The sequence below is a fragment of the Variovorax restrictus genome (genome assembly GCF_051216715.1).
Classification (GTDB): Bacteria; Pseudomonadota; Gammaproteobacteria; order Burkholderiales; family Burkholderiaceae_C; genus Variovorax.
Map to the genome: position 1 here is coordinate 117,534 of NZ_JBPJZH010000003.1, position 21,425 is coordinate 138,958.

Genomic DNA, 21,425 nt, shown 5'->3' on the forward strand with positions numbered 1-21,425 from the left:
CTTATTCGGCCTTGGCGCCCGAGGTCTTCACGACCTCGCGCCAGCGCTGGATCTCGGCGGTGGCGAAGCTGCGCATCTGCTCCGGCGTGCCAGGCTCGGTCGAGGCCGCCAGGTCCTGGAAGCGCTGGCGCAGCTCGGGTTCGGCCAGCACCTTGTTCAGCTCGGCGTTGAGCCGGTCGATGACCGGCTTGGGCGTGCCGGCGGGCGCCGCCAGGCCGAACCACGACTGCACGTCGAAGCCGGGGAAGCCCGACTCCGCCAGGGTCGGTACGTCGGGCAGCAGCGGCGAGCGCTTGGCGCTCGTGATGGCGATCGCGCGCAACCGCCCACCCTGCACATGCGGCAGTGCCGAGGGCGTGTTGTCGAACATCGACTGCACTTGGCCGCCCAGGAGGTCGGTCACGGCCGGGGCACTGCCGCGGTAGGGCACGTGCAGCATGTTCAGCTTGGCCTGCATCTTGAACATCTCGCCCGACAGATGGATCGACGAGCCGCTGCCCGAGGACGCGAAGGTGATGCCGTCCTTCGATTCCTTGGCGAAGCGCTGGTAGTCGGCGATGCTCTTGATCGGCAGGTTGTTGTTGACCACCAGGATGTTCGGGATCTTGGCCATCAGGCCGATCGGCTCGAAGTCCTTCTGCGGGTCGTAGCCCAGCTTGGCGTACAGCGACGCGTTGATGGTGTTGGCGATCGTGAAGACATACAGCGTGTAGCCGTCGGGCGGCGACTTCGCCACCACCTCGGCGCCCACGTTGCTGTTGGCGCCGGCGCGGTTGTCCACCACCACGGGCTGGCCGAGCCGCTCGCCCAGCTTCACGGCCACCAGCCGCGCGATCACGTCGGTGGCGCCACCGGCCGCATAGCCGACCACCAGCTTGATGGGGCGGGCCGGCCAGGCGTCGGTCTGGGCGTGCAGCGGCAGGGCGGTGGCGCAGGCGATGCCGGCGGCGAGGGCCAGCAGATGCCGGCGTGAGAAGGGGCCTTCGAGGCGCATGGCGATGTCTCCTTGTTGGGTATCGAGAATGTCCCGGGGCCGCTACGCGGTGGGCCTGCGGCACACTGGCGATGACCTCGTCGACGCCCAAATTCTTCGCCATGACCGCGCGCACCTCCAATCGAAACGTCCGTTCAGCGGACGTTTTGCGATCTGTCGCTGCGGACGACGAAGCCGGTAGCCGCACGCTGCGCCGCGGCCTGCGACTGCTCGATGCGGTGCTGGCGGGCGGCCGCGACGGCGTGCGCGTGGTCGACCTGTGCCGCGCGGCTGCGCTCGAACGCGCCACCGTCTACCGACTGCTGGCGACGCTGGTGGAGACGGGCTATGTCGCGCCACAGGGCCGCTTCCGCTATGTGCCGGGCCCCCGCGTGGCGGCCCTGGCCCCAGCCGACGCCTTGCCCAACATGGCAGTGCGTCTGCAGCCGGTGCTGGCCCGCATCAGTGCGGCCTGCGGCGATGCCGCCTTCGCGGTGGTGCGTGAGGGGGCACTGTCGCACTGCATCGCCCGGCAGGTCGGCACGCACCCGGTGCAGGTGCTGGTGATCCAGGTCGGCACGCAGCAACCGCTGGGCGTCGGGGCCGCCGGGCTGGCGCTGCTGGCCGCGCTGCCCGACGCGCAGGTCGCTGCCATCATCGCGGCCAACGCACCCCGGCTGCATGCCTATGGCGGCATGACGCCCGAGCGCATGCAGATCCTGGTGCGCGCCACGCGGGAGCGCGGCTGGTCGGTCATCGGCAACCATGCGACCCGCGGCGTGCTCGCGGCGGGCATGGCGGTGCGCAATGCAGCGGGCGAGCCGGTGGCCGCCATCAGCGTGGCGTCGACCCTGCCGCGCATGCCGCGTGAGCGCCAGCAACTCATCGCGCGGACCATCCGTGAGAGCCTGGCCGAACTGCTTCCGGATGGCGGATGACAGGCGGCCACGCATGCTTTTGGATGGCTGCGCCGCCGCAGATGTTCCAATGGAGCCTCGATGAGCAATAAACCACTCTCCGGCCCCTGCCCCTGCGGGCGCACCGACCAGCGCGCCCGGCCGCTGCAATACACGCTGTGCTGCGGGCGATTCCTCGAGGACTTCGCGGGCACGCCGGCCCCCGATGCCGAGTCGCTGATGCGTTCCCGGTACACCGCCTTCGTGCGCGAGCAGGCCGATTACCTGCTCGCGACCTGGCATCCGTCGACCCGGCCGGCCGAGCTGTCCTTCGCGCCCGGCACCAAGTGGCTGGGCCTGGACGTGCGCTCGCGCTCGGTGCTCGACGCCGACCATGCGCGGGTCGAGTTCGTCGCCCGCCAGCGCGATGCCGCCGGCACCGCGAGCCGCCTGCACGAGCGCAGCAATTTCGTGCGCGAGCCCGATGGCGAGTTGCAGCGCTGGTACTACGTCGACGGCGAGGCGGGGTAGGACGACGGCGCGCCATTGTCTCGAAGGGAGAGACATGGCAGTTCCTTTGGGCGTATGTGTCCGGCGGCCAGGCCGCGGCACACTGGACGTTCCCTCTCAGCAAGCCGTTCACACGGCACACTCGCCATGCCCACCGCACACCCGGCGAATTCGTTTCGATCCACCGCAGGGCCGCGCCTCGTTTGGCTGCTGGCCGGGCTCATGGCGTGGTCCGTCGCCGGCTCTGCGCATGCACAGGCTGCGCCGACGGCCTGGCTGACGCGACTGACCAGCGCAGGACCCGTACCGGAGCCCTGGCACTTCACCACCCTGCCGCACAAGAAGCCGACCTCTTTCGGCGTGGTCCGGCAGGACGGCCAGTCGGTGCTGAAGGTCGAGGCCGACGATTCCTACGGCAACCTGGTACACCCGGTCCGCGTGGCGCTCGATGGCGCCGCCTCGCTGGCCTGGCGCTGGCGCGTCGAGCGCTTCGTCGAAGGCGCCGACCTGCGCAGCCGCAGCGGTGACGACGGCGCGGCCAAGCTCTGCGTCTTCTTCGCGCTGCCGACCGACCGGCTGCCCTTTGGCGAACGCACCCGGCTGGCACTGGCGCGTTCGGCCACCGGCGAAGACGTGCCGAGCGAGACGCTCTGCTACGTGTGGGACGAGAAGGAAGCCAAGAACACGCTGCTGCCGAACGCCTTCACGCGGCGCATCCGCATGCTGGTGCTGGAAACCGGTGCCGCCGGCTGGCGCAGCGAGCGGCGCAACCTGCTGGCCGACTACCGGCGCGCTTTCGGCGACGAATCGGGCGGCCTGCAACCCGACATCGTCGGCGTGGCGGTCTCGGCCGATGCGGACAACACCCGAGGCCACGGGCTGTCCTTCTTCGGCGACCTCGAGCTTCAGGGCGCGGCCGCTGCGCCGCAGTTACAGGCGACGCACGCGCCCTGAGGCTCAGTCCGGCAGGGCGGGCGAGGCTGTCGAAGGCGCTGCCGCGATCACCACGGCGTCGCTGCCATCCTTGAGCTGCACGCCGGTGAGCTGCAGGCGCTTGGCCTCCTGCGCCAACCACCAGAAGCGGCCGGCGGCGGCGGCGGGCGCGAGGCCCTCGGGGCGGATGTTCGAGATGCAGTTGCGCTCGGCGTCGTGGCGGCCGACCACCGGCTTCCAGGTGAGGTAGAGGCCCAGGCTGTCGGGCGAGCTCAGGCCCGGGCGCTCGCCGATCAGCATCGCGACCAGGCGGGCACCGAGCAGCGCACCCGCCTCGTCGGCCAGCGCCACGCGCGCCTGCTGCGCGATCACGACCGGGCCGAGCGACCAGCCCGCGGGCAGGCCGGCGCGGATGGCCGTCACCATCGCCTGCGCATTGCGCTCGACGGCCAGCGACGAGAGCCCGTCGCCGATGACCAGCAGCAGCTCGCAACCCGCCGTGGGGCTCGGGCCGGCCGCGTCGCGCAACCGCTGCGCACTGGCGTCGTCGAGCCGGCGACCGAGGTCGGGGCGCAGCAGGTAGCTCGCGCGGTCGGGCGCGGCGCTGTGCACCTGCAGCGTCGGTAGGCCGTCGGCGGCCAGCGCGTCGGCCAGCGCCTGCGTGTCGAGTTGAATGTGCACCGCGTCGCGCGCCTGCGCATGCGCGAAGCCGAAGCGCAGCAGCTCCGCGGTCGGCATGCTCGACCCGGCGCGGCCGAGCGCGAGGCGGGCGGCGGTGTAGGCACGCAGGTCGTCCCAGGGGTCGGGCGTGCTCATGCGTTGCTCCCGTCGCCGAGACGCAGTTGCCGGAGCTGCTGCAGCGCCGGGTGCTGCGGCGTCACGCTGTGCACGCGGCCTTGCGCATCGCTCAGCTGCATCTGCTGCAGCCAGGCTTCGAACTCGGGCGCGCGATTGAGGCCCAGCACCTCGCGCAGGTAGAGCGCGTCGTGGAAGGAGGTGCTCTGGTAGTTGAGCATGATGTCGTCGGCCCCCGGCACACCCATGATGAAGGTGAGGCCGGCCGTGCCCAGCAGCGTCATGAGCGTGTCCATGTCGTCGGAGTCGGCCTCGGCATGGTTGGTGTAGCAGACGTCGCAGCCCAGCGGCAGGCCCATCAGCTTGCCGCAGAAATGGTCCTCCAGACCGGCGCGGATGATCTGCTTGCCGTCGTACAGGTACTCCGGCCCGATGAAGCCGACGACTGTGTTCACCAGCAGCGGCCGGAAGGCGCGGGCCACGGCATAGGCCCGTGCCTCGCAGGTCTGCTGGTCGACGCCGTGGTGCGCGCCGGCCGACAGCGCGCTGCCCTGGCCGGTCTCGAAGTACATGACGTTGTCGCCCAGCGGGCCGCGCTTCAGCGACAAGGCCGCCTCGTGCGCTTCCTTCAGCACGGCCAGGCTCACGCCGAAGCTGGTGTTGGCGCGCTCGGTGCCGGCGACCGACTGGAACACCAGGTCGACCGGCGCGCCCTGCTCGATCATCTGCACCGTGTTGGTCACGTGCGTGAGCACGCAGGACTGCGTCGGGATGCCGAGCTTGACGATCACCTCGTCGAGCATGTGCACCAGCCGCGTCAGCGCCGGCACGCTGTCGGTGGCCGGGTTGATGCCGATCACCGCGTCGCCGGCGCCGTAGAGCAGGCCGTCGACCATCGACGCCGCGATGCCGCGCAGGTCGTCGGTCGGGTGGTTGGGCTGCAGCCGCACCGCCAGGTGGCCCGGCAGGCCGAGGGTGTTGCGAAAGCGCGTGACCACGCGGCACTTGCGCGCGACGAGGATCAGGTCCTGGTTGCGCATCAGCTTGCTCACGGCCGCCGCCATCTCGGGGGTTATGCCGGGTGCCACCTGCGCCAGCATCGTGCTGTCGGCCGCATCGGACAGCAGCCAGTCGCGGAAATCGCCGACCGTCAGGTGCGCGATGGGCGCGAAGGCGGCGGCGGCGTGCGTGTCGACGATGAGGCGCGTGACTTCGTCGTCTTCATAGGGCACCAGCGCCTCGTCGAGAAAACGCTGCAGCGGCACGTCGGCCAGCGCCATGCGCGCGGCCATGCGTTCCACCGCCGTCTCGGCCGCGATGCCGGCCAGCACGTCGCCCGAGCGCGCGGGCGTGGCCTTGGCCATCAGGGTGCGCAGGTCGGCGAAGTGCCAGGTGGTGTCGCCGGCGGTATGGCGGTAGGGCATGGTGGGTCGGCCTCGTGGTGCGTCAGGCGATGACGATGCGCGCGCAGGCCTTGCGCAGCGCGGCCAGGCCCGCGATCTCGCGCGCCTTGGCGTCGGTGACGACGATGTCGATGTCGGCGGTGCGCGCGTAAGTCACGCGGCTCGCGAGGCCGATCTTGCTGTGGTCGGCCAGGATCACGACCTGCTGCGCCTGCTCGGCCATGGCGCGGGCCACCGCGGCTTCATGGTGCTCGAAGCTCATGGCGCCGTGCCTGGCGTGCAGCGCGACCGGCGACATCAGCGCCACGTCGACGCGGAAGCGGCGGATGTCTTCCAGCGTGGCCTCGCCGTGCGTGGCCTGCGTCTTCACGTCGATCTCGCCGCCCAGCAGGCGCACCACGTTGCGCGCGCTGCGGCCCTCGTCGGCGCCGGCCAGCTTGAGCGCGATGGTGAGCGAGTTGGTGATGACCGTCATGCCGCTGAGCGTGGCGATCTCCTCGGCCAGCGTCGACGTGGTGCTGCCCGCGTCAAGGAACAGCGTCTGCCCCGGCCGCAGCAAGCCGACCGCGGCCTTGGCGATGGCGCGCTTCTCTTTCTGGCGCGCCACCAGCCGCACGGCCAGCGGTGGTTCGGGCTCGGGGCCGGTGGCGACCGCACCGCCGTGCACGCGGCGCAGCTCGCCACTGCCTTCGAGCTCGAGCAGGTCGCGCCGCACGGTTTCGCGCGAGACGGCGAGGTCTTGCACGATGCGCTCGACGCTCACGCGCGAGAAGGTCGCCAGCAGGCTGCGGATGCGGAGGAATCGTTCTTCTTGAAGCATGGAAGGGAAGCTGCGGCGTGCGTCGGTGCGTGGCGTGTGACTGCAAGAATAGCCACAAGCATCATTCACGCCATCGTGAAAGTCCCGGCCCACGCCATGGGACCGGGAACGACGACGGCCCGCGCGCTGGCGGGCCGTCGGAGGGGGCGGCCGTGGCTCAGAGCGCCGTCACGCCCATCGCCGGGTCGCTGACCGAATGCTGGCCGGTCTCGACGCGGCCGGCGAAGCGCCGGTAGTACGCCGGATCGGCGTCGCAGGTGACCGCGAAGTCGTACCAGCGGCCGCTGTCGGCCAGCTCCCAGTGCTGCTCGGCCGTGGCGCCACCGGCGACCGTTGCGGTCCATGGGCCGTCTTCGCGGTACGCCTTGGCGCGGATCGTGAACTTGACGGCGTTGGTGCCGGTGTTCTTCATGTCGAGGTACACGTTGCCGTTGGTGATGTCGTAGCAGACACGCACCTCTGGCACCGGCGCGCCGCCTGCGCGCAGCTTGCCAAGGTTGCCCTTGAAATGGCGGTGGAAGCCGTTCGGCCCGAGCACCCAGAGGTCGTAGCCCTCTTCGTCGCCGGCCACCGGGGTCCAGCTGTCATCGAGCAGCTTGCCCGCCTCGACCGCATAGCGGCGCGGCAGACGGTCGAGATGCTTCTGGTCGTACACATGGAACACGGCGCCGGCCTTGCCGGTGTTCGAGAAGAGCAACTGCACCTTGCCGCCGATGGAATCGGCGCGGGCGCTCACATGCAACTCGTAAGGCAATGCGCGAGAAGGTCGGGTCCCGGTCGCCTGCGTCGGTAGCACTGCCGTGCCGGGTAGCGCCACTTGTGTCAATGCGTCCTGGGCCGCGCGCAACGTGTCAGCATCGGTCTTGGACTTCCTGCCGGCGAGCGTGGGCAGTACTTCGGAGTTGGGCGTTGCGAAATTGAACGCGCTCGTGAGGTCGCCGCATATCGCGCGGCGAAACGGGCTGATGTTTGTCTCTTTGACACCGAAACGTGCCTCCAGAAAGCGCAGCACGGAGGTGTGGTCGAACGCCTGCGAATTCACCCAGCCGCCGCGGCTCCAAGGCGAGATGACGTACATCGGCACCCGCACACCCGGACCGTACACGCGACCGTCCGGCGTGTCCTGGTCGACCGTGCCGGGAGGCGCAGGGTGGTCGAAGTACTCGAAAGACATGTCGGCATCGCTCAACGTGGTCTTGCCCGCCGGTTTGCCACTGGCGTCTCTCGAAGGCGCGGCGGGCGAGGGAACATGGTCGAAGAAACCGTCGTTCTCGTCGAAGTTGACGATCAGTACCGTCTTGCTCCAAACCTCCGGCACGGCGGTGAGTGCGTCCAGAACTTCCTGGATGTACCAGGCGCCTTGCACGGGGCTCGATGGGCTTGGGTGTTCCGAGTAGGTCGAGGGTGCGACGATCCAGCTGACATTCGGCAGCTTTCCGTTCAGGACGTCCTGTTTGAAGGTTCCGAGGAAGCCGCCGTCTGGCATGGTGTTGGCGATGCCCTTGTAGAGCGGGTTGCCGACGTTGTCGGTCGCTGGGTCATAGGCGGGTGAAACGACATTGCCGTCGTGACTCACGGGCTTGCCGGACGCTTCGTTGGCGCGCCGGTACTGCTTGAAGCCACACAGCGAGTTGTCGGTGTAATTCGACGGCATGTTCTGATAGACGATCCAACTCACGCCGGCCTTCTCGAGGCGCTCGGGGTAGGTGGTCCAGTCGTAGCCGCTGGTCGAGGGGCCGATGTCGTCCCATTCGTTGGTCACCATCGCCACATTGGCGCCGGTCGGGCCGTTGGTTCCGGTCCACAGGAACGTCCGGTTGGAGTTGGTGCCGGTGTGCATGGCGCAGTGGTAGGCGTCGCATACCGTGAATGCGTTGGTCAGCGCGAACTGGAACGGCAGCTCAGCTTCCTTGTAGTAGCCCATCGACTGGGTGAAGGGCGCTTTCGATGTTTTCTTGTGTGTGGGCCATTGGCTCATGCGACCGCCGTCCCAGGCATTCTGGCCGTCGTTCCAGTCGTGCGGTGTTCCCTTGACGCGCAACGCATTGCCTTTGGAACTGTCGAGGTAATACGGCGGGACGATCTGGCCAGCCAGGTATTCCTGCTCCCACACCGTGCGGCCGTTGGGCAACGGAATGGTGAACCGGTCTCCGAAGCCTCGCACGCCCTTCAGGGTGCCGAAGTAGTGGTCGAACGAACGGTTCTCCTGCATCAGGATCACGACGTGCTCGACGTCCATGATGGTGCCGGTCGCGTTGTTGGCCGGAATGGCGAGCGCGCGTCGAATGGCGGGCGGGAAGGCCGCCAGCGTGGCGGCGGCGATGCCGGTTGTGGCGGTGTTGCGCAGGAAGTTGCGGCGGGATGTCGTCATGGTGTGTGTTCTCGAAAGAGTCAGGGTGCGCAGCGCATCTCGGGCTTGACGGTGGTGTCCGGTGCCGTAGGTGCGGTGGGTGCGGTGGGTGCGGCCGGGGCCGTGGGTGTCGGCGTGCTGGCCGGCGGGGTGCTGTCGCTGCCCCCGCCGCAGGCGGCGAGGGCGGCGGTCAGCAGGGCCAGCGCGATGCCGGCGGCAAGCCGGCGCGGTGCGCGCGAAGGGAAGGGTGCGGTGTTCATCGATGGCTTCCAGGGTGGGAGGGGGGGGCAGACGCGGCGATCGGCAGTGGCGGCAAAGAGAAGCAAATTGCAACAAATGCCACAAATACCAGTTCTGCCACGATCTTCTTCGTGATGCGTGACAGCCCTTTGACACCCGCACGCCGACATGCGCGCTTGCGGCGCAGAGGGCTCGACGCCTAGAATCCACGTCGCTCCGGGGCGCACGTGTTGACGTGCTGAGATGGCGACTGAATCGCCGAACCCGCGAACTTGAACCGGTTAGTACCGGCGGAAGAAGAGCTGCAGTTCCCCTGACTCACAGGCCCATCCACCGGGCCGTGGGTCCGTCGAGCGATTGCGGAGCACCCTCATCACCACAGGAGTGCCCCATGAATGCCATCGACACCTTCGCCTCGCTGCTCACGCTCACGCGCGAACCCTTTCCCGCCTCGACCAAGTCCGCCATCGTCGGCAGCCGGCCCGACCTGCGCGTGCCCGTGCGCGACGTGGCGCTGACCAACGGCGAGTGCGTGTCGCTCTACGACACCTCGGGGCCGTACACCGATGCGGCGGTCGCGATCGACGTCCGCCTCGGGCTGCCCGACGTGCGTGGCGCGTGGGTCGCCGAGCGCGGCGACACCGAACGCTACGACGGTCGTCAGCTGGCCGCGCTCGACGACGGCGTGAAGGGCGAAGAGAACGCACGCATCGCGCAGCTGCGGGCCGATGCGGCCGCATTGCAGCGCGCGCCGCGCCGTGCGAAGAGTGGTGCCAACGTCACGCAGATGCACTACGCGCGCCGCGGCATCGTCACGCCCGAGATGGAATATGTGGCGCTGCGCGAGAACGGCAAGCGCGAATGGATGGCCGAGTACCTGGCCGACGAGGAGCGCGCGAAGCGCGTCATGGGCAACCCGATGGGTGCGCGCATCCCGCCCATCATCACGCCCGAGTTCGTGCGCGACGAGGTCGCGCGCGGCCGCGCCATCATCCCGGCCAACATCAACCACCCCGAAGTCGAGCCGATGGCGATCGGCCGCAACTTCAAGGTGAAGATCAACGCCAACATCGGCAACTCGGCCGTCACCTCCAGCATCGAGGAAGAGGTGGAGAAGCTGGTGTGGGCGATCCGCTGGGGCGCCGACAACGTGATGGACCTGAGCACCGGCAAGAACATCCACACCACGCGCGACTGGATCGTGCGCAACTCGCCGGTGCCCATCGGCACGGTGCCGATCTACCAGGCGCTGGAGAAGGTCGGCGGCGTGGCCGAAGACCTGACCTGGGCCATCTACCGCGACACGCTGATCGAGCAGGCGGAGCAGGGCGTCGACTACTTCACCATCCACGCGGGGCTGCGCCTGCCCTTCATCCACCTCACCGCGAACCGCATGACCGGCATCGTGTCGCGCGGCGGATCGATCATGGCCAAGTGGTGCATCGCGCACCACCAGGAGAGCTTTCTGTACACGCACTTCGAAGACATCTGCGACATCATGAAGGCCTACGACGTGAGCTTCTCGCTCGGCGACGGCCTGCGCCCGGGCAGCGGTGCCGATGCCAACGACGAGGCCCAGTTCGCCGAGCTGCGCACGCTGGGCGAGCTCACCCAGGTGGCGTGGAAGCACGACGTGCAGACCATGATCGAAGGGCCGGGCCACGTGCCGATGCACATGATCCAGGCCAACATGGACGAGCAGATCAAGCACTGCCACGAGGCGCCGTTCTACACGCTCGGCCCGCTGACCATCGACATCGCGCCGGGCTACGACCACATCGCCAGCGCGATCGGCGCGGCCATGATCGGATGGGCCGGCACCGCGATGCTGTGCTACGTCACGCCGAAGGAACACCTTGGCTTGCCCGACCGCGACGACGTGAAGCAGGGAATCATCGCGTACAAAATCGCCGCGCACGCGGCCGACATCGCCAAGGGCCACCCGGGCGCGCGCTCGCGCGACGACGCGCTCAGCAAGGCGCGCTTCGAGTTCCGCTGGCAGGACCAGTTCAACCTCGGCCTCGACCCCGACACCGCGCGCAATTTCCACGACGAGACGCTGCCCAAGGACGCCAGCAAGACCGCGCACTTCTGCTCCATGTGCGGCCCCAAGTTCTGCTCGATGAAGATCACGCAGGAGGTGCGCGAGTACGCCGCGCAGCGCGGGCTCGACGAAGGCGCAGCGGTGTTCGACGGCATGCACGCCAAGTCGGCGGAGTTCAAGGCGGGTGGGGGCGAGATGTACATCCCGATCCGGACCGAGCGCTCGTAGGCGTGCGCGGGGCGGTTGCTACGATCGCCCCATGACCCCTTCCATTCCTTTCGATGCCGTGCTGTTCGACTGCGACGGCGTGCTGGTCGACTCCGAACCCATCACCCACCGCGTGCTGCGCGACATGCTCGAAGAGCGCGGCTGGGTGCTCACGCCCGAGGAATGCATGCGCATCTTCGTGGGCAAGGCGGTGAAAGACGAACGCGCATTGATCGAAGCGCAGACCGGCACGCCGGTCACCGACGAGTGGCTGCACAGCTTCTGGGCGCGCCGCAACGTGGCGCTCGACCGCGACCTGGTCGAGATCCCCGGCGCGGCTGCGGCCGTGCGCGCGCTGCATGCCGCACTCGGCGGGCACATCGCGTGCGCGTCGGGGGCCGATCGCAGGAAGGTCGAGCTGCAGTTGCAGAAGGTGGGGCTCTTCGATGCCTTCGACGGCCGCATCTTCAGCGGCCACGAGACGCCGCGCTCCAAGCCCTACCCGGACGTGTACCTCGCCGCCGCCGCGGCGCTGGACGTCGACCCGATGCGCTGCGCCGTGGTCGAGGACACGGTGACGGGTGCGACCGCCGGCGTCGCCGCGGGCGCCACCGTGTTCGGCTACAGCCCCGGTGGTCTGGGCCACAGCGGCGCGGATGCGCTGCGGGCAGCCGGTGTGGTGGAGGTCTTCACCGACATGGCCGCGCTGCCGGCCGTGCTGGCGGCCTGGCGCCCCATCGCAGCCTGAATTCCGGAGCGCGCTCCGTCAGGGTGCGCGTTGCGCGTCGCCCCAGGGCGCAGTCTTCCAGAGCCTCGCAAATTCGTCGGTCGCCTTGTCCAGCCGGGCCTTCCACGCAGCGCCCTCGAGGTAGTCCATCTCCGTGAACTGGCTCACCATCTGCTTCTGGAATTCCGGGTCGGCGGCGATGGTGCGCAGGGCCTCGACCAGGCGGCGTTCGACCTCGGGCGGCAGATCGCGCGGCGCAACGATCCCTCGCTCGGAGCTGAACACGAGGTTCACACCCTGTTCGACGAAGCTCGGCACATCGGGTGCCAGGCGCGAGCGCGCTGCTCCGGCTTCCGCCAGCACTTGCACCTTGCTTTTGAAGGGCATCACCTCGCCCAGATTCATGCCGCCGACAACGATATGACCGCCAAAGAGTGCGTTGCGCAGCGGGCCGGCGCCATTGAAGGGGACGTGGTTCAGCCGCGTGCCGGTCAGGCGCTCGAACAGCACCAGCGCCAGATGGTCGTCGGTGCCGACACCGGTCGAGCCGTAGCTGATCTCGCCGGGCTTCGCCTTGGCGTCGGCGATCAGATCTGCGAGCGTGCGGTACTTGTTGCCGGCGACCACGCTGAAGGCGCTGGGGTCTTTCACGAGGTTCGCGAGGTAGGTGAAGTCGGTGCCCTTGAACTGCGTCTTGCGTTCGATCGGCAGCGTGACCAGGCCTGGCATGTTCGTCATGCCGATGACATAGCCGTCGGCCGGAGCCTTGGCAACGTAGGCCAGGCCCAGTTCGCCTGAGGCGCCAGCCTTGTTCGTGACCACCACCGACGTGTTGAGCTGCTTGCCGAGGTGCATGGCCAGGGTGCGTGCGGTGATGTCGGTGCCGCCGCCGGCCGCGAAGCCGACGACGAGTTCGATGGGCTTGTCGGGCCAGGCCCACGCCGGGGTGCCGGCGAGTCCGATAGCGGCGGCGAAAAGGGCCAGGCTGCGGCGAGCAAATGAAGGGACGGTCTTGAACATGGAGGTCTCCGGGGTTGTTTTTGGGTGCCGTGAAATCAATGGGAAATCAGTCAGGTCGCAGAGGCCGGCACGGTCGGCTTGCCCCAGTCGGCCCAGAGCTTGGCCACGGCGGCATAGTCGTCCCGGCCGTAGCCGGCGGTCGCGGCCATTTCGTAGACGGTGTGCGAACCCTGGATCGCGAACAGCGGCACGCCGAGCGACTGGGCGAGCTGAAGAGCCAGTACCGAATCCTTGCGCGCTGCGTCCAGCGGCATACCGCCGGCGTAGTTGCCGTTGACGATGCGCTCCGCGTAGCGGTGCGTGAGCGGGCGGTGCAGCCCCATCTGCTTGTCCGACAGCAGCGCGATGAGCTTCTCGCAGCTGACGCCGGCAGCCGTTGCCAGCGACCCGGCTTCGGCCACCACGACCATGACGGCATGCGCGACAGCGTTGTTGATCACCTTTGCCGCGGCGCCCGCGCCGCTTGCGCCGAAGTAAACCTGCCTGGTGGCGATGGCGTCGAGCACCGGTTGCGCGGCGGCGATCGCCTCGGTCGAACCACCCAGCGCCAGCGATGCGGTACCCGCTTCCATCTGGCTCACGCCGGCCATCACCGAGGCGTCGACCAGTTCGATGCCGAAACGTTCGAGCAGTTGCTGCGCGGCATGGATGTCCGCCGGATTGACCGTGCTGGTCTCCAGCACCACGGTGCCTTTGCGCAGCGATGGCCCGATCTGCGTGAGCACGATCTGCGAGATGGCGGGGCTGGGCAGCGACAGCACCACCACGTCGACGTCGCCCAGGTCGTCCGCCCCGCGCACCGCCCGGGCGCCGAACGCCTTCTCGGCGCGCGCCACCTGCGCCGCGTCCAGGTCGGACACCACGACGGGGAACCGCTGTGCGATACGCGCCGCGATCGGATAGCCCATATTCCCCAGGCCGTAGACAGCCACTTTCTTCTCGTCGCTCATGCGGTACTCCATCTTGAAAAGTTGAAGGCAGGCGCCTGATGCGCGCTCGCCGAATCGGATTGGTTTTGGTGTCCGGCCTATTTCGCGACAGCCAGCGGCTTCTCGTGCAAACCGAAATACATGCTCTTGACCTGCGCATAGAGCCGAAGTCCGTCGATGCCCTTCTCGCGGCCGATGCCGCTGTTCTTGAAGCCACCGAAGGGCGTGCTGGTCACAGACTGCTTGTAGGTGTTGATCCAGACCGAACCCGCTTCGAGTGCGCGGCCGATACGCCAGGCGCGCTTGAAGCTCTCCGTCCAGATGCCGCAAGCCAACCCGAAGGCCGTGCCGTTGGCCTGCTCGATCAGGTCGGCTTCGTCGCGGAAGGGCAGCGCCACCAGCACCGGCCCGAAGGCCTCTTCCTGGCAGGACGCCGCCTGAGGGCCGAGCCCGTCGATGACTGTCGGGAGGTAGAAGGCACCCTGTGCGTAGGCTGCGCCCTGCGGCGCGGCGCCACCACAGAGCACACGTCCGCCTTCGGCGCGGGCGCGGTCGACGAAGGCGGCCACCCGTGCGCGGTGATGGAAGGAGGCGAGCGGACCGACTTCGACGCCCGGCGCATCGGGCAACGCGACGCGCAGTTCGCGCGTTCGCTCGACGACCTGCGTGAGCACCTCGTCGTAGATGCTCTCTTCGATGAACAGGCGCGAGCCCGCGACGCAGGATTGCCCCGCCGAGCCGAAGATGCCGGCGACGACGGCTGCCACCGCATGCGCGCGGTCGGCGTCGGCGAACACCACGTGCGGCGACTTGCCGCCGAGTTCGAGTGCCGCCGGCACGAGGCGGTCGCCTGCCACGCGTGCGATGGCCCGGCCCGACACCGTGCCGCCGGTGAACGAGATCATTCGCACGCCCGGATGCGCGACCAGCGCTGCGCCGAGCTCGGCACCGCGGCCCTGCACCACCTGCAGCAGGTCCTTCGGCAGACCAGCGGCCAGCGCGATGCGGGCGAGTTCTGGCGCGAGCAGCGGCGAGTCTTCCGACGGCTTCAGCAGCACCGCGTTCCCGGCCGCGAGCGCGGGGGCGACCTTGGTCGCGTCATTCATAATCGGCGAGTTCCAGGGCGTGATCGCCGCGACGACACCGAAGGGCTCGAGCACGGTGAACGACACATAGTCGCCACGCGGCGGCGTGACGTCGGTTTCCAGCACCTCGCACACCCCTGCGTAATATCGAAAGGTACCGATGGCGGAGTCGACCATTCCCCTGCACTCGGCGAGCGGCTTGCCGTTGTCGCGCATCTGCAGCTTCGCCAGGAATTCCTTCTCCGCGCTCAGTCCGTCGGCGATCGCCTGCAGCACCAGGGCGCGCTTGTGCGGCAGCAGCGACTTCCAGCCGGAGGTATGAAACGCGTGCCACGACCGTGCGACGGCGGCATCGAGTTCCGCTGGCGACGTCACGGCGACGCGACCGACCTCGGTGCCGTTCGCCGGGTCGATGCTGATCAGTTCTTGGGGAGCGTTCGACGTCTCCATGGGTTCGACTTGCTTGTTCATTGCGGGCAGTCTATGGACGGTGCCGGCCGAAAACAACGAGCACGTTGTCGCCAATATTGGCGATAAAACTATTGATAACGCGCATGCGACGCGAGGCGTTCCGACCGAAGAACCATGCCGCCGAAGAGACAAAGAAATGAGCGATAGAAGGTCAGCCGCAGACAGCGCGGGCGCGTTCCCGGAGGCCGCCATGCCCTCATCGGTTGCCGCCGTGATCGAGGCCATCGAGAAGGACATCATCCGAAGCCGGATCCTGCCGAAGAGCCGCCTGATCGAAGACCATCTCATGGAGGACTACGCCGCCAAGCGGCACGTGGTCCGAGCCGCGCTGGTCGAACTGCAGCGGCTGGGCGTGGTCGTCAAGCCGCCGCACATCGGCGCGCAGATTCGGCGCTTCGACGAAGAGAGCCTCAACGCGCTCTACCACGTGCGATCGGTGCTGCACCGGGCCGCGGTGGACATCATGGCGATGCCGGTGGCGCCGCAGCGCATGCAGGCGCTGGAGACCGCGATGGACGTGCATGCGGCGGCCGTGGTCTCCGGTGATCTCATCGCCATTCACCAGACCAACATGGCGTTTCATCGCGTGTTGTACGGGCTCTGCGACAACCCCTACCTCGCGGAATCCATCCGTCTGCACGACTGGCTCAGCTTCCCCGCGCGAGCCTATGGCATCGCGGATGCCTCGGCGTTGACGCAGGCCTGTGCGGAGCACGCAGCCATGGTGGCCGCGTTGAAGGCCGGAGATCGCGCGCGGCTGGGCGAACTTTCCGAGACGCACATGGACAAGGCGCGCGCGATCTACGTGGAGAAATTCCTCAAGCGCTGAGCCGGATCGGGTGTGCGGCGCAGCACGCAGCGCGTGGGCGATCCCGGTCCGCGGGATTCCCACGCGCTGTGCGATCTTGATGAAGGCCGCACGCCGCAGGATCGCACGCGGGTAGCGGCGCTGGTTGCCGCCGGTGCGCACGGCCTGAATCAAGCCCGTCGATTCTTAGAAATGCAGCGCAGAGACGGCTTCGCATGGGCGTCCCCGCTGCTCGACGAATGCGGGCCTGGCCGACGGCTCAGGTCGACGACAGGCGCCCTGGCGCGACGGCCTGCATGGCGGCCTGCAAGGCCGCCACCTCGCGCTGCAGGGTGCGCACCACCATCGCCTCGCGCTCCGCCATGCGCGACGCGATGGCGCTTACGCTGATGGCGCCCAGCACCTGGCCGGTGCGGTCGCGGATGGGAACGCCCACGCTCGTCACGCCAGCCACCGCGTAGTCGGTGATCGACGCATAGCCGCGTTGCCGCGCCTGCGCCACGAGCTTTTGCAGGATCCCGCGCGTGAGCCCGCCGTAGGGCTTGAGGTGCGGCGCGATGCGCGTCAACACGGCCGGCAACTCGGCTTCGGGCATGAAGCTCAGCAAGGCGAGCCCGCCGCCGCCGATGCCCAGCGGCCGGCGCTTGCCGACTTCCACGGTGAGCACCTGGATCGGAAACGAACCCGACTGGCGGTCCAGGCAGAACGAGTCGTTGCCGCTGCGCACCACCAGGAAGGCCGTGTCGCCGGTTTCCTGCGAAATGCGCTCGAGATACGGCGCGCACTGCTGGCGCAGGCCGAAATGCGAGGCGGCGGCGAGCCCGAGCTCGTAAGCGAAATGGCCGAGGCGGTAGCGCCGGTCGGCGTCCTGCATCACCAGGCCGCCTTCGACCAGTTGCTTGAGCAACCGATGAACGGTGGGTTGCGCGAGGTCGCTGGCCTTCACGAGATCCGACAGTCGCTCGCCTTCGCGGTAGTTCGCGGAGATGAGGCGCAGCAGTTCGATCGCGCGGTCCAGACTTTGGACGGTGCTCATGGTTTTCCCGTAAATCGTTCAGACAATCCGGATGGCGGACTTTGGAGGTTGGATGCGGAGAGCGACATGAACATACTTTAGCGGCTGGTGATCAACCCACCTGCCCCCGTGGCAGGAAATGAAGTCCGTATCGCGGACTTCGATCCAGCCCTCTTGTTGAGAAGACTGCCATGTTCCCCATCGACTTTTTCTACAGAAGTGCGCGCCTGTCCCCCGATCGCATCGCCTTGCTCAGCGGCGCGACGGCCATCAGCTATGCCGAGCTGCGCCTGCGCGTCGACGCTGCGGCGAGCGCGTTGCAGGCGCTCGACCCTCTGCCGGGTTCGCGCGTCGGCATCTGCGCCGGCAACACGCTCGAGCACGTGATCGCGCTGTTGGCCGTGCTGGCCGCGGGCAAGGTCTGGGTGCCGCTCAATTGGCGCAACCCGGCCAGCGAGCTCGACCGCATCGTCGCCTTCACCGAGCCGTCGATCGTCGTCGCCGAGCCGGCGCACCTGGGCGCGCTGAACTTGGCGTCGGTCGGTGCCGTGATCGCGTTCGGCGATGCGGCCACCGGCCAGCCGCGCTTCCAGGACCTGCTGGACGGGCACCGCAGCGAAACGCCCATGCCCCATGGCCGCTCACGCGACGAGGTGCAGGCGATCAAGTTCACCGGCGGTTCCACCGGCGTGCCCAAGGGCGTGATGCAGCCGTACCGCGCGTGGGTGACGACCATCGTGAACCAGGTGCACGCCTTCGGCTTCGACGCGGACGACCGCTACCTTGTCGCCGCGCCGGTGACACACGGCACCTCGACCTACCTGTTGCCCATCCTCGCGGTCGGCGGCTGCCACGTGTTGCCGGCCGATGCCAAGCCGGCCACGCTGCTGCAGTGCTTTCGCACGCAGGGTATTACCACCACCTTCATGCCGCCGACGCTGCTCTACATGCTGGTGGCCGAGGCCGGCACCGCGAGCGAGCACTTCCCGGCGCTCAAGCACCTGATCTACGGCGGTGCACCGATGCCGCCCGAGAAGATCGGCCGCATGCGCGCCTTCTTCGGCCCGGTGCTGGAGACGACCTACGGCCAGACCGAGGCACCGCAGGTGGTGAGCATGATGCGCGCGGAGGACTTCGCGGACGAAAGCAACTGGCGCTCGGTCGGCCGCCAGGGCCTGCTCACCGACATGGCGATCATGGACCCGCAGGGCGCCTTGCTGCCCATCGGCGAAGTGGGCGAGATCGTCGTGCGCGGCGACCTCGTGATGGCCGGCTACTGGAAGATGCCCGAGAAGAGCGCCGAGACCATCGTCGACGGCTGGCTGCACACCGGCGACCGCGGCTACGTCGACGCGCGCGGCTACCTCTACCTGAAGGACCGCCTGCGCGAGGTGGTGATCACCGGCGGCTTCAACGTCTATCCGATCGATGTCGAAAGCGTGCTCGACCAGCATCCGGCGGTGCACGAGTCGGCCGTGTTCGGTGTGGAGGACGACAAGTGGGGCGAGGCGGTGCATGCGGCCGTGCAGCTCAAGCGCGGTGCCACCGTGACCGCGCAGGAGCTCATCGCCTTCGCCAAGCCCGAGCTCGGGTCGGTGAAGACGCCCAAGGCGATCCACTTCTACGACGACCTGCCGCGCAGCGTGGCAGGCAAGGTGCACAAGGTGACGATCAAGGCCGAGGTGAACGCCCGGCTCAAGCAGGAGACCGCCGCATGAAGACGCTCGAGCCCGATTCCACGCCCTACACCGAGCTGTGCACGCACTCGCTCACGTCGATCCATTACCGCAACGAGAGCCTGGTCGACGACATCCTCGGGAAGAAGACCTTCACCGAAGTGATGTTCTCGCAGATCACCGGCCGCGAGGCGAGCGCGCACGACCTGAAGGTGATCGACGCGGCGCTGATCGCGATCATGGAACACGGCCTCACGCCCAGCGCCATCGCCACCCGTCTCGTCTACATGAGCTCGCCGGAGAACATCCAGAGCGGTGTGGCGGCCGGCCTGCTGGCGGTAGGCAGCCAGTTCATCGGCACGGTGGAGAACTGCGCCGTGCTGCTCCAGCAGATCATCGACGCGCCCGAAGGCATCGAGGCCGCCGCACGTGCGGTGGCGCAGCGCCATCGCGCCGAGCGCAAATCGATCCCCGGCTTCGGGCAGCATCTGCACAAGCCGGACGACCCGCGCGCCGCCAAGCTGCTGGCCATCGGCCGTGCCCATCCCGAATTCGACGGCAAGTACCTGCAGGCCATCGCCGCGCTGTCGGCCGAGGTCGACGCGGCCTACGGCAAGCACATCACCATCAACGCGACAGGCGCCGTCGGCACGCTGCTGGGCGAGCTCGCGATTCCGCCGACGCTGATGCGCGGCTTCGCCGTGATCTCGCGCGCCGCGGGCCTGGTGGCGCACATCGCCGAGGAGCAGCGCGTGCCCACCGGCCGCTTCATCTGGGACCTGATCGACCACGCCGTGGCCTACCGGGGCGAGGGCGGCGGCCACCACAAGGCGCAGCCGGAAGGCTGAACAGCGCGCCATGTCCCTGCCAGACATCCTCGTCCTCGACTCGGTCACGAAGTTCGGCCCCGAGGCGCGCGGCGCCGTCGCCATCGCAGCCTCGCACGGCGGCGTGATCGCGGCGCACATGGCGCTGGCCGGCGGCATCGTCGGCGTGCTGCTCAACGACGCCGGCATCGGCCTCGACAACGCGGGCATCGGCGGGCTCGCCTACTGCGACCGATTCGGTGCGCCCTGCGCCGTCATCGACCACCGCTCGGCGCGCATCGGTGACGGTGTCGACAGCGCGGCGCGCGGCGTGGTGTCGCATTCGAACGCGGTGGCCGCGCGGCTCGGCGTGCGGCCCGGCATGTCGGCGCGCGAAGCGGCGCAGTGCCTGCGTGCCGCGGCGCTGTCGCCCGTCGACCCCGGTCCGCTGCCCGCGGAGTCGCGCGACGTGTTGACGCAGGCGGGTGACGAGCGGCCCTTGGTGCTGGTCGATTCCGTCTCGCTCGTCACGTCCGACGACATCGGCGCCGTGGTCTTCACCGGCTCGCACGGCGGGCTGCTCGGTGGGCGCCCCGAGACCGCGATCAAGGTCGAGGTCTTCGCCGCGCTCTACAACGATGCGGGCGTCGGCATCGACGAGGCCGGCCTGTCGCGCCTGCCGGCCCTGGACGCGCGTGGCATCGCCGGTGTCACGGTGGCGGCGATGAGCGCGCGCATCGGCGACGCGCATTCGGCCTACGCCACCGGCGTGCTCAGCCACGTGAACCGGCGTGCCGCGGCACTGGGCGCCCGCGAGGGCATGAGCGCCCAGGATTTCGCTGCGCGCATGTGCAGCTTCAAGCCATGACGGATGAAGGCATCAACAGCATCCACGCGTCCGACCACCCGCCCGCCGGCCGCCAGCGCGTGGCCGGCAAGATCGCGCTGGTCTTCGGCGCCGGTTCGTCCGGCCCCGGCTGGGGCAACGGCAAGGCAGCGGCCGTCGTCTATGCGCGCGAAGGGGCGCGCGTGGCGGCGGTCGACATCGATCGCGCCGCCGCCGAGGCCACGCGCGACGTGATCCGCGCCGAAGGTTTCGACTGCGAGGCCTACGTCGCCGACGTCACGGTGTCCGAACAGGTGGCGTCGGTGGTCGCGCAGGTGCAGGCACGCTTCGGCACGGTCGACATCCTGCACAACAACGTCGGCATCACCCGCATGGGCAGCGTGGTCGATATGAGCGAAGACGACTGGCGCCAGGTGATCGACACCAACCTCACCGGCGTGTTCCTCACTTGCAAGCACGTGATCCCGCTGATGCTCGCGCGGCAGCGCGGCGCCATCGTCAACATCTCGTCGCTCGCGTCGATGCAGGTCAACAGCTATCCGTACATGCCGTATTACGCGGCCAAGGCCGGGCTCAACCATCTGACGCGCGCGCTGGCCGTGCAGTACGCGGCGCAGGGCATCCGGGCCAACGCGGTGCTGCCCGGCGTGATGAACACGCCGCTCATCCACACGCAGATCGCCGATCGCTTCGCCAGCACCGACGAGATGATCCGCACGCGCAACGCCGCGAGCCCGATGGGCCGCATGGGCGATGCCTGGGACGTGGCCTATGCCTCGTTGTTTCTCGCATCGGACGAGGCCAACTACATCACCGGCGTGTGCATGCCGATCGACGGCGGCAAGAGCTGCGCCGGTCGCTGAACGCCGC

At 68.6% G+C, this 21,425-nt stretch carries 20 protein-coding genes and 1 riboswitch; of the genes, 10 read left to right on the forward strand and 10 right to left on the reverse strand.

Translation table 11 applies throughout. The features are described 5' to 3' along the window. Position 1 precedes the first annotated feature (1 nt). Entirely contained in the window at positions 2-994 is a 993-nt protein-coding gene (locus tag ACSFA0_RS20065; RefSeq protein WP_435452052.1) for a Bug family tripartite tricarboxylate transporter substrate binding protein, read from the reverse strand. A gap of 101 nt (positions 995-1,095) precedes the next feature. Here ACSFA0_RS20065 and ACSFA0_RS20070 point away from each other — a divergent pair, with 101 nt between their 5' ends. The 3 genes from ACSFA0_RS20070 to ACSFA0_RS20080 all read left to right on the forward strand — a co-directional run bounded on the left by ACSFA0_RS20070 (position 1,096) and on the right by ACSFA0_RS20080 (position 3,333). Next, on the forward strand, positions 1,096-1,911 hold the full coding sequence (locus ACSFA0_RS20070) for an IclR family transcriptional regulator (RefSeq protein WP_435452053.1): 816 nt from the start codon (positions 1,096-1,098) through the stop codon (positions 1,909-1,911). Between the two features lie 60 nt (positions 1,912-1,971). Beyond that, complete coding sequence (locus ACSFA0_RS20075) at positions 1,972-2,400, forward strand: YchJ family protein (protein ID WP_435452054.1); 429 nt, start codon at positions 1,972-1,974, stop codon at positions 2,398-2,400. Between the two features lie 126 nt (positions 2,401-2,526). Then, positions 2,527-3,333 (forward strand): DUF3047 domain-containing protein, encoded by an 807-nt coding sequence (locus ACSFA0_RS20080; protein ID WP_435452055.1) that lies wholly within the window; start codon positions 2,527-2,529, stop codon positions 3,331-3,333. Between the two features lie 3 nt (positions 3,334-3,336). On the opposite strand, the gene eutC is transcribed toward ACSFA0_RS20080, so the two are convergent. From eutC to ACSFA0_RS20105, 5 genes are all read right to left on the reverse strand, one after another. Next, entirely contained in the window at positions 3,337-4,128 is a 792-nt protein-coding gene (eutC, locus tag ACSFA0_RS20085; RefSeq protein WP_435452056.1) for an ethanolamine ammonia-lyase subunit EutC, read from the reverse strand. After that, on the reverse strand, positions 4,125-5,531 hold the full coding sequence (locus tag ACSFA0_RS20090; RefSeq protein WP_435452057.1) for an ethanolamine ammonia-lyase subunit EutB: 1,407 nt from the start codon (positions 5,529-5,531) through the stop codon (positions 4,125-4,127). The genes eutC and ACSFA0_RS20090 overlap by 4 nt, the downstream gene beginning before the upstream one ends. Before the next feature lie 22 nt (positions 5,532-5,553). Further along, positions 5,554-6,330 carry a DeoR/GlpR family DNA-binding transcription regulator gene (locus ACSFA0_RS20095; RefSeq protein WP_435452058.1) on the reverse strand — a complete coding sequence of 259 codons (777 nt, stop codon included), beginning with the start codon at positions 6,328-6,330 and terminating at the stop codon, positions 5,554-5,556. Between the two features lie 157 nt (positions 6,331-6,487). After that, positions 6,488-8,701, reverse strand: a complete 2,214-nt coding sequence (locus ACSFA0_RS20100; protein ID WP_435452059.1) for a phosphocholine-specific phospholipase C — start codon at positions 8,699-8,701, stop codon at positions 6,488-6,490. Positions 8,702-8,721: 20 nt separating this feature from the next. Further along, on the reverse strand, positions 8,722-8,940 hold the full coding sequence (locus tag ACSFA0_RS20105) for a hypothetical protein (protein WP_435452060.1): 219 nt from the start codon (positions 8,938-8,940) through the stop codon (positions 8,722-8,724). Between the two features lie 187 nt (positions 8,941-9,127). Further along, positions 9,128-9,236, forward strand: a riboswitch (TPP riboswitch). 75 nt (positions 9,237-9,311) lie between these two features. On the opposite strand from ACSFA0_RS20105, the gene thiC reads away from it, so the two are divergent. Then, positions 9,312-11,192 (forward strand): phosphomethylpyrimidine synthase ThiC, encoded by a 1,881-nt coding sequence (gene thiC / locus ACSFA0_RS20110; protein ID WP_435452061.1) that lies wholly within the window; start codon positions 9,312-9,314, stop codon positions 11,190-11,192. Between the two features lie 31 nt (positions 11,193-11,223). Beyond that, the gene (locus ACSFA0_RS20115) at positions 11,224-11,919 is read left to right on the forward strand and encodes an HAD family hydrolase (RefSeq protein WP_435452062.1); all 696 of its coding nucleotides are present in this window, start codon (positions 11,224-11,226) and stop codon (positions 11,917-11,919) included. A gap of 18 nt (positions 11,920-11,937) precedes the next feature. Here the strand turns inward: ACSFA0_RS20115 and ACSFA0_RS20120 are convergent, their stop codons facing one another. The 3 genes from ACSFA0_RS20120 to ACSFA0_RS20130 all read right to left on the reverse strand — a co-directional run bounded on the left by ACSFA0_RS20120 (position 11,938) and on the right by ACSFA0_RS20130 (position 15,403). Beyond that, complete coding sequence (locus ACSFA0_RS20120) at positions 11,938-12,918, reverse strand: tripartite tricarboxylate transporter substrate binding protein (RefSeq protein ID WP_435452063.1); 981 nt, start codon at positions 12,916-12,918, stop codon at positions 11,938-11,940. A gap of 50 nt (positions 12,919-12,968) precedes the next feature. After that, positions 12,969-13,868 (reverse strand): NAD(P)-dependent oxidoreductase, encoded by a 900-nt coding sequence (locus ACSFA0_RS20125; RefSeq protein WP_435452064.1) that lies wholly within the window; start codon positions 13,866-13,868, stop codon positions 12,969-12,971. Positions 13,869-13,945: 77 nt separating this feature from the next. Further along, positions 13,946-15,403, reverse strand: a complete 1,458-nt coding sequence (locus ACSFA0_RS20130) for an aldehyde dehydrogenase (RefSeq protein WP_435452065.1) — start codon at positions 15,401-15,403, stop codon at positions 13,946-13,948. A gap of 190 nt (positions 15,404-15,593) precedes the next feature. Between ACSFA0_RS20130 and ACSFA0_RS20135 the strand changes: the two genes are divergently transcribed. Further along, entirely contained in the window at positions 15,594-16,232 is a 639-nt protein-coding gene (locus tag ACSFA0_RS20135) for a GntR family transcriptional regulator (protein WP_435452066.1), read from the forward strand. 238 nt (positions 16,233-16,470) lie between these two features. On the opposite strand, the gene ACSFA0_RS20140 is transcribed toward ACSFA0_RS20135, so the two are convergent. Then, positions 16,471-17,247, reverse strand: coding sequence for an IclR family transcriptional regulator (locus tag ACSFA0_RS20140; RefSeq protein ID WP_435452067.1), 777 nt, complete (start codon positions 17,245-17,247; stop codon positions 16,471-16,473). A 170-nt stretch (positions 17,248-17,417) separates the two neighbouring features. Here ACSFA0_RS20140 and ACSFA0_RS20145 point away from each other — a divergent pair, with 170 nt between their 5' ends. The 4 genes from ACSFA0_RS20145 to ACSFA0_RS20160 are packed head-to-tail and all read left to right on the forward strand — an operon-like array spanning position 17,418 to position 21,418. Next, positions 17,418-18,944: a class I adenylate-forming enzyme family protein gene (locus ACSFA0_RS20145; protein ID WP_435452068.1), complete on the forward strand. Its 1,527-nt coding sequence runs from the start codon at positions 17,418-17,420 to the stop codon at positions 18,942-18,944. Next, positions 18,941-19,750 carry a citryl-CoA lyase gene (locus tag ACSFA0_RS20150; RefSeq protein ID WP_435452069.1) on the forward strand — a complete coding sequence of 270 codons (810 nt, stop codon included), beginning with the start codon at positions 18,941-18,943 and terminating at the stop codon, positions 19,748-19,750. The genes ACSFA0_RS20145 and ACSFA0_RS20150 overlap by 4 nt, the downstream gene beginning before the upstream one ends. Before the next feature lie 10 nt (positions 19,751-19,760). Further along, positions 19,761-20,576 (forward strand): DNA polymerase Y subunit UmuC family protein, encoded by an 816-nt coding sequence (locus ACSFA0_RS20155; RefSeq protein ID WP_435452070.1) that lies wholly within the window; start codon positions 19,761-19,763, stop codon positions 20,574-20,576. Further along, positions 20,573-21,418: an SDR family NAD(P)-dependent oxidoreductase gene (locus tag ACSFA0_RS20160; RefSeq protein WP_435452071.1), complete on the forward strand. Its 846-nt coding sequence runs from the start codon at positions 20,573-20,575 to the stop codon at positions 21,416-21,418. Before ACSFA0_RS20155 ends, ACSFA0_RS20160 begins: the two co-directional genes overlap by 4 nt. Positions 21,419-21,425: the final 7 nt, after the last annotated feature.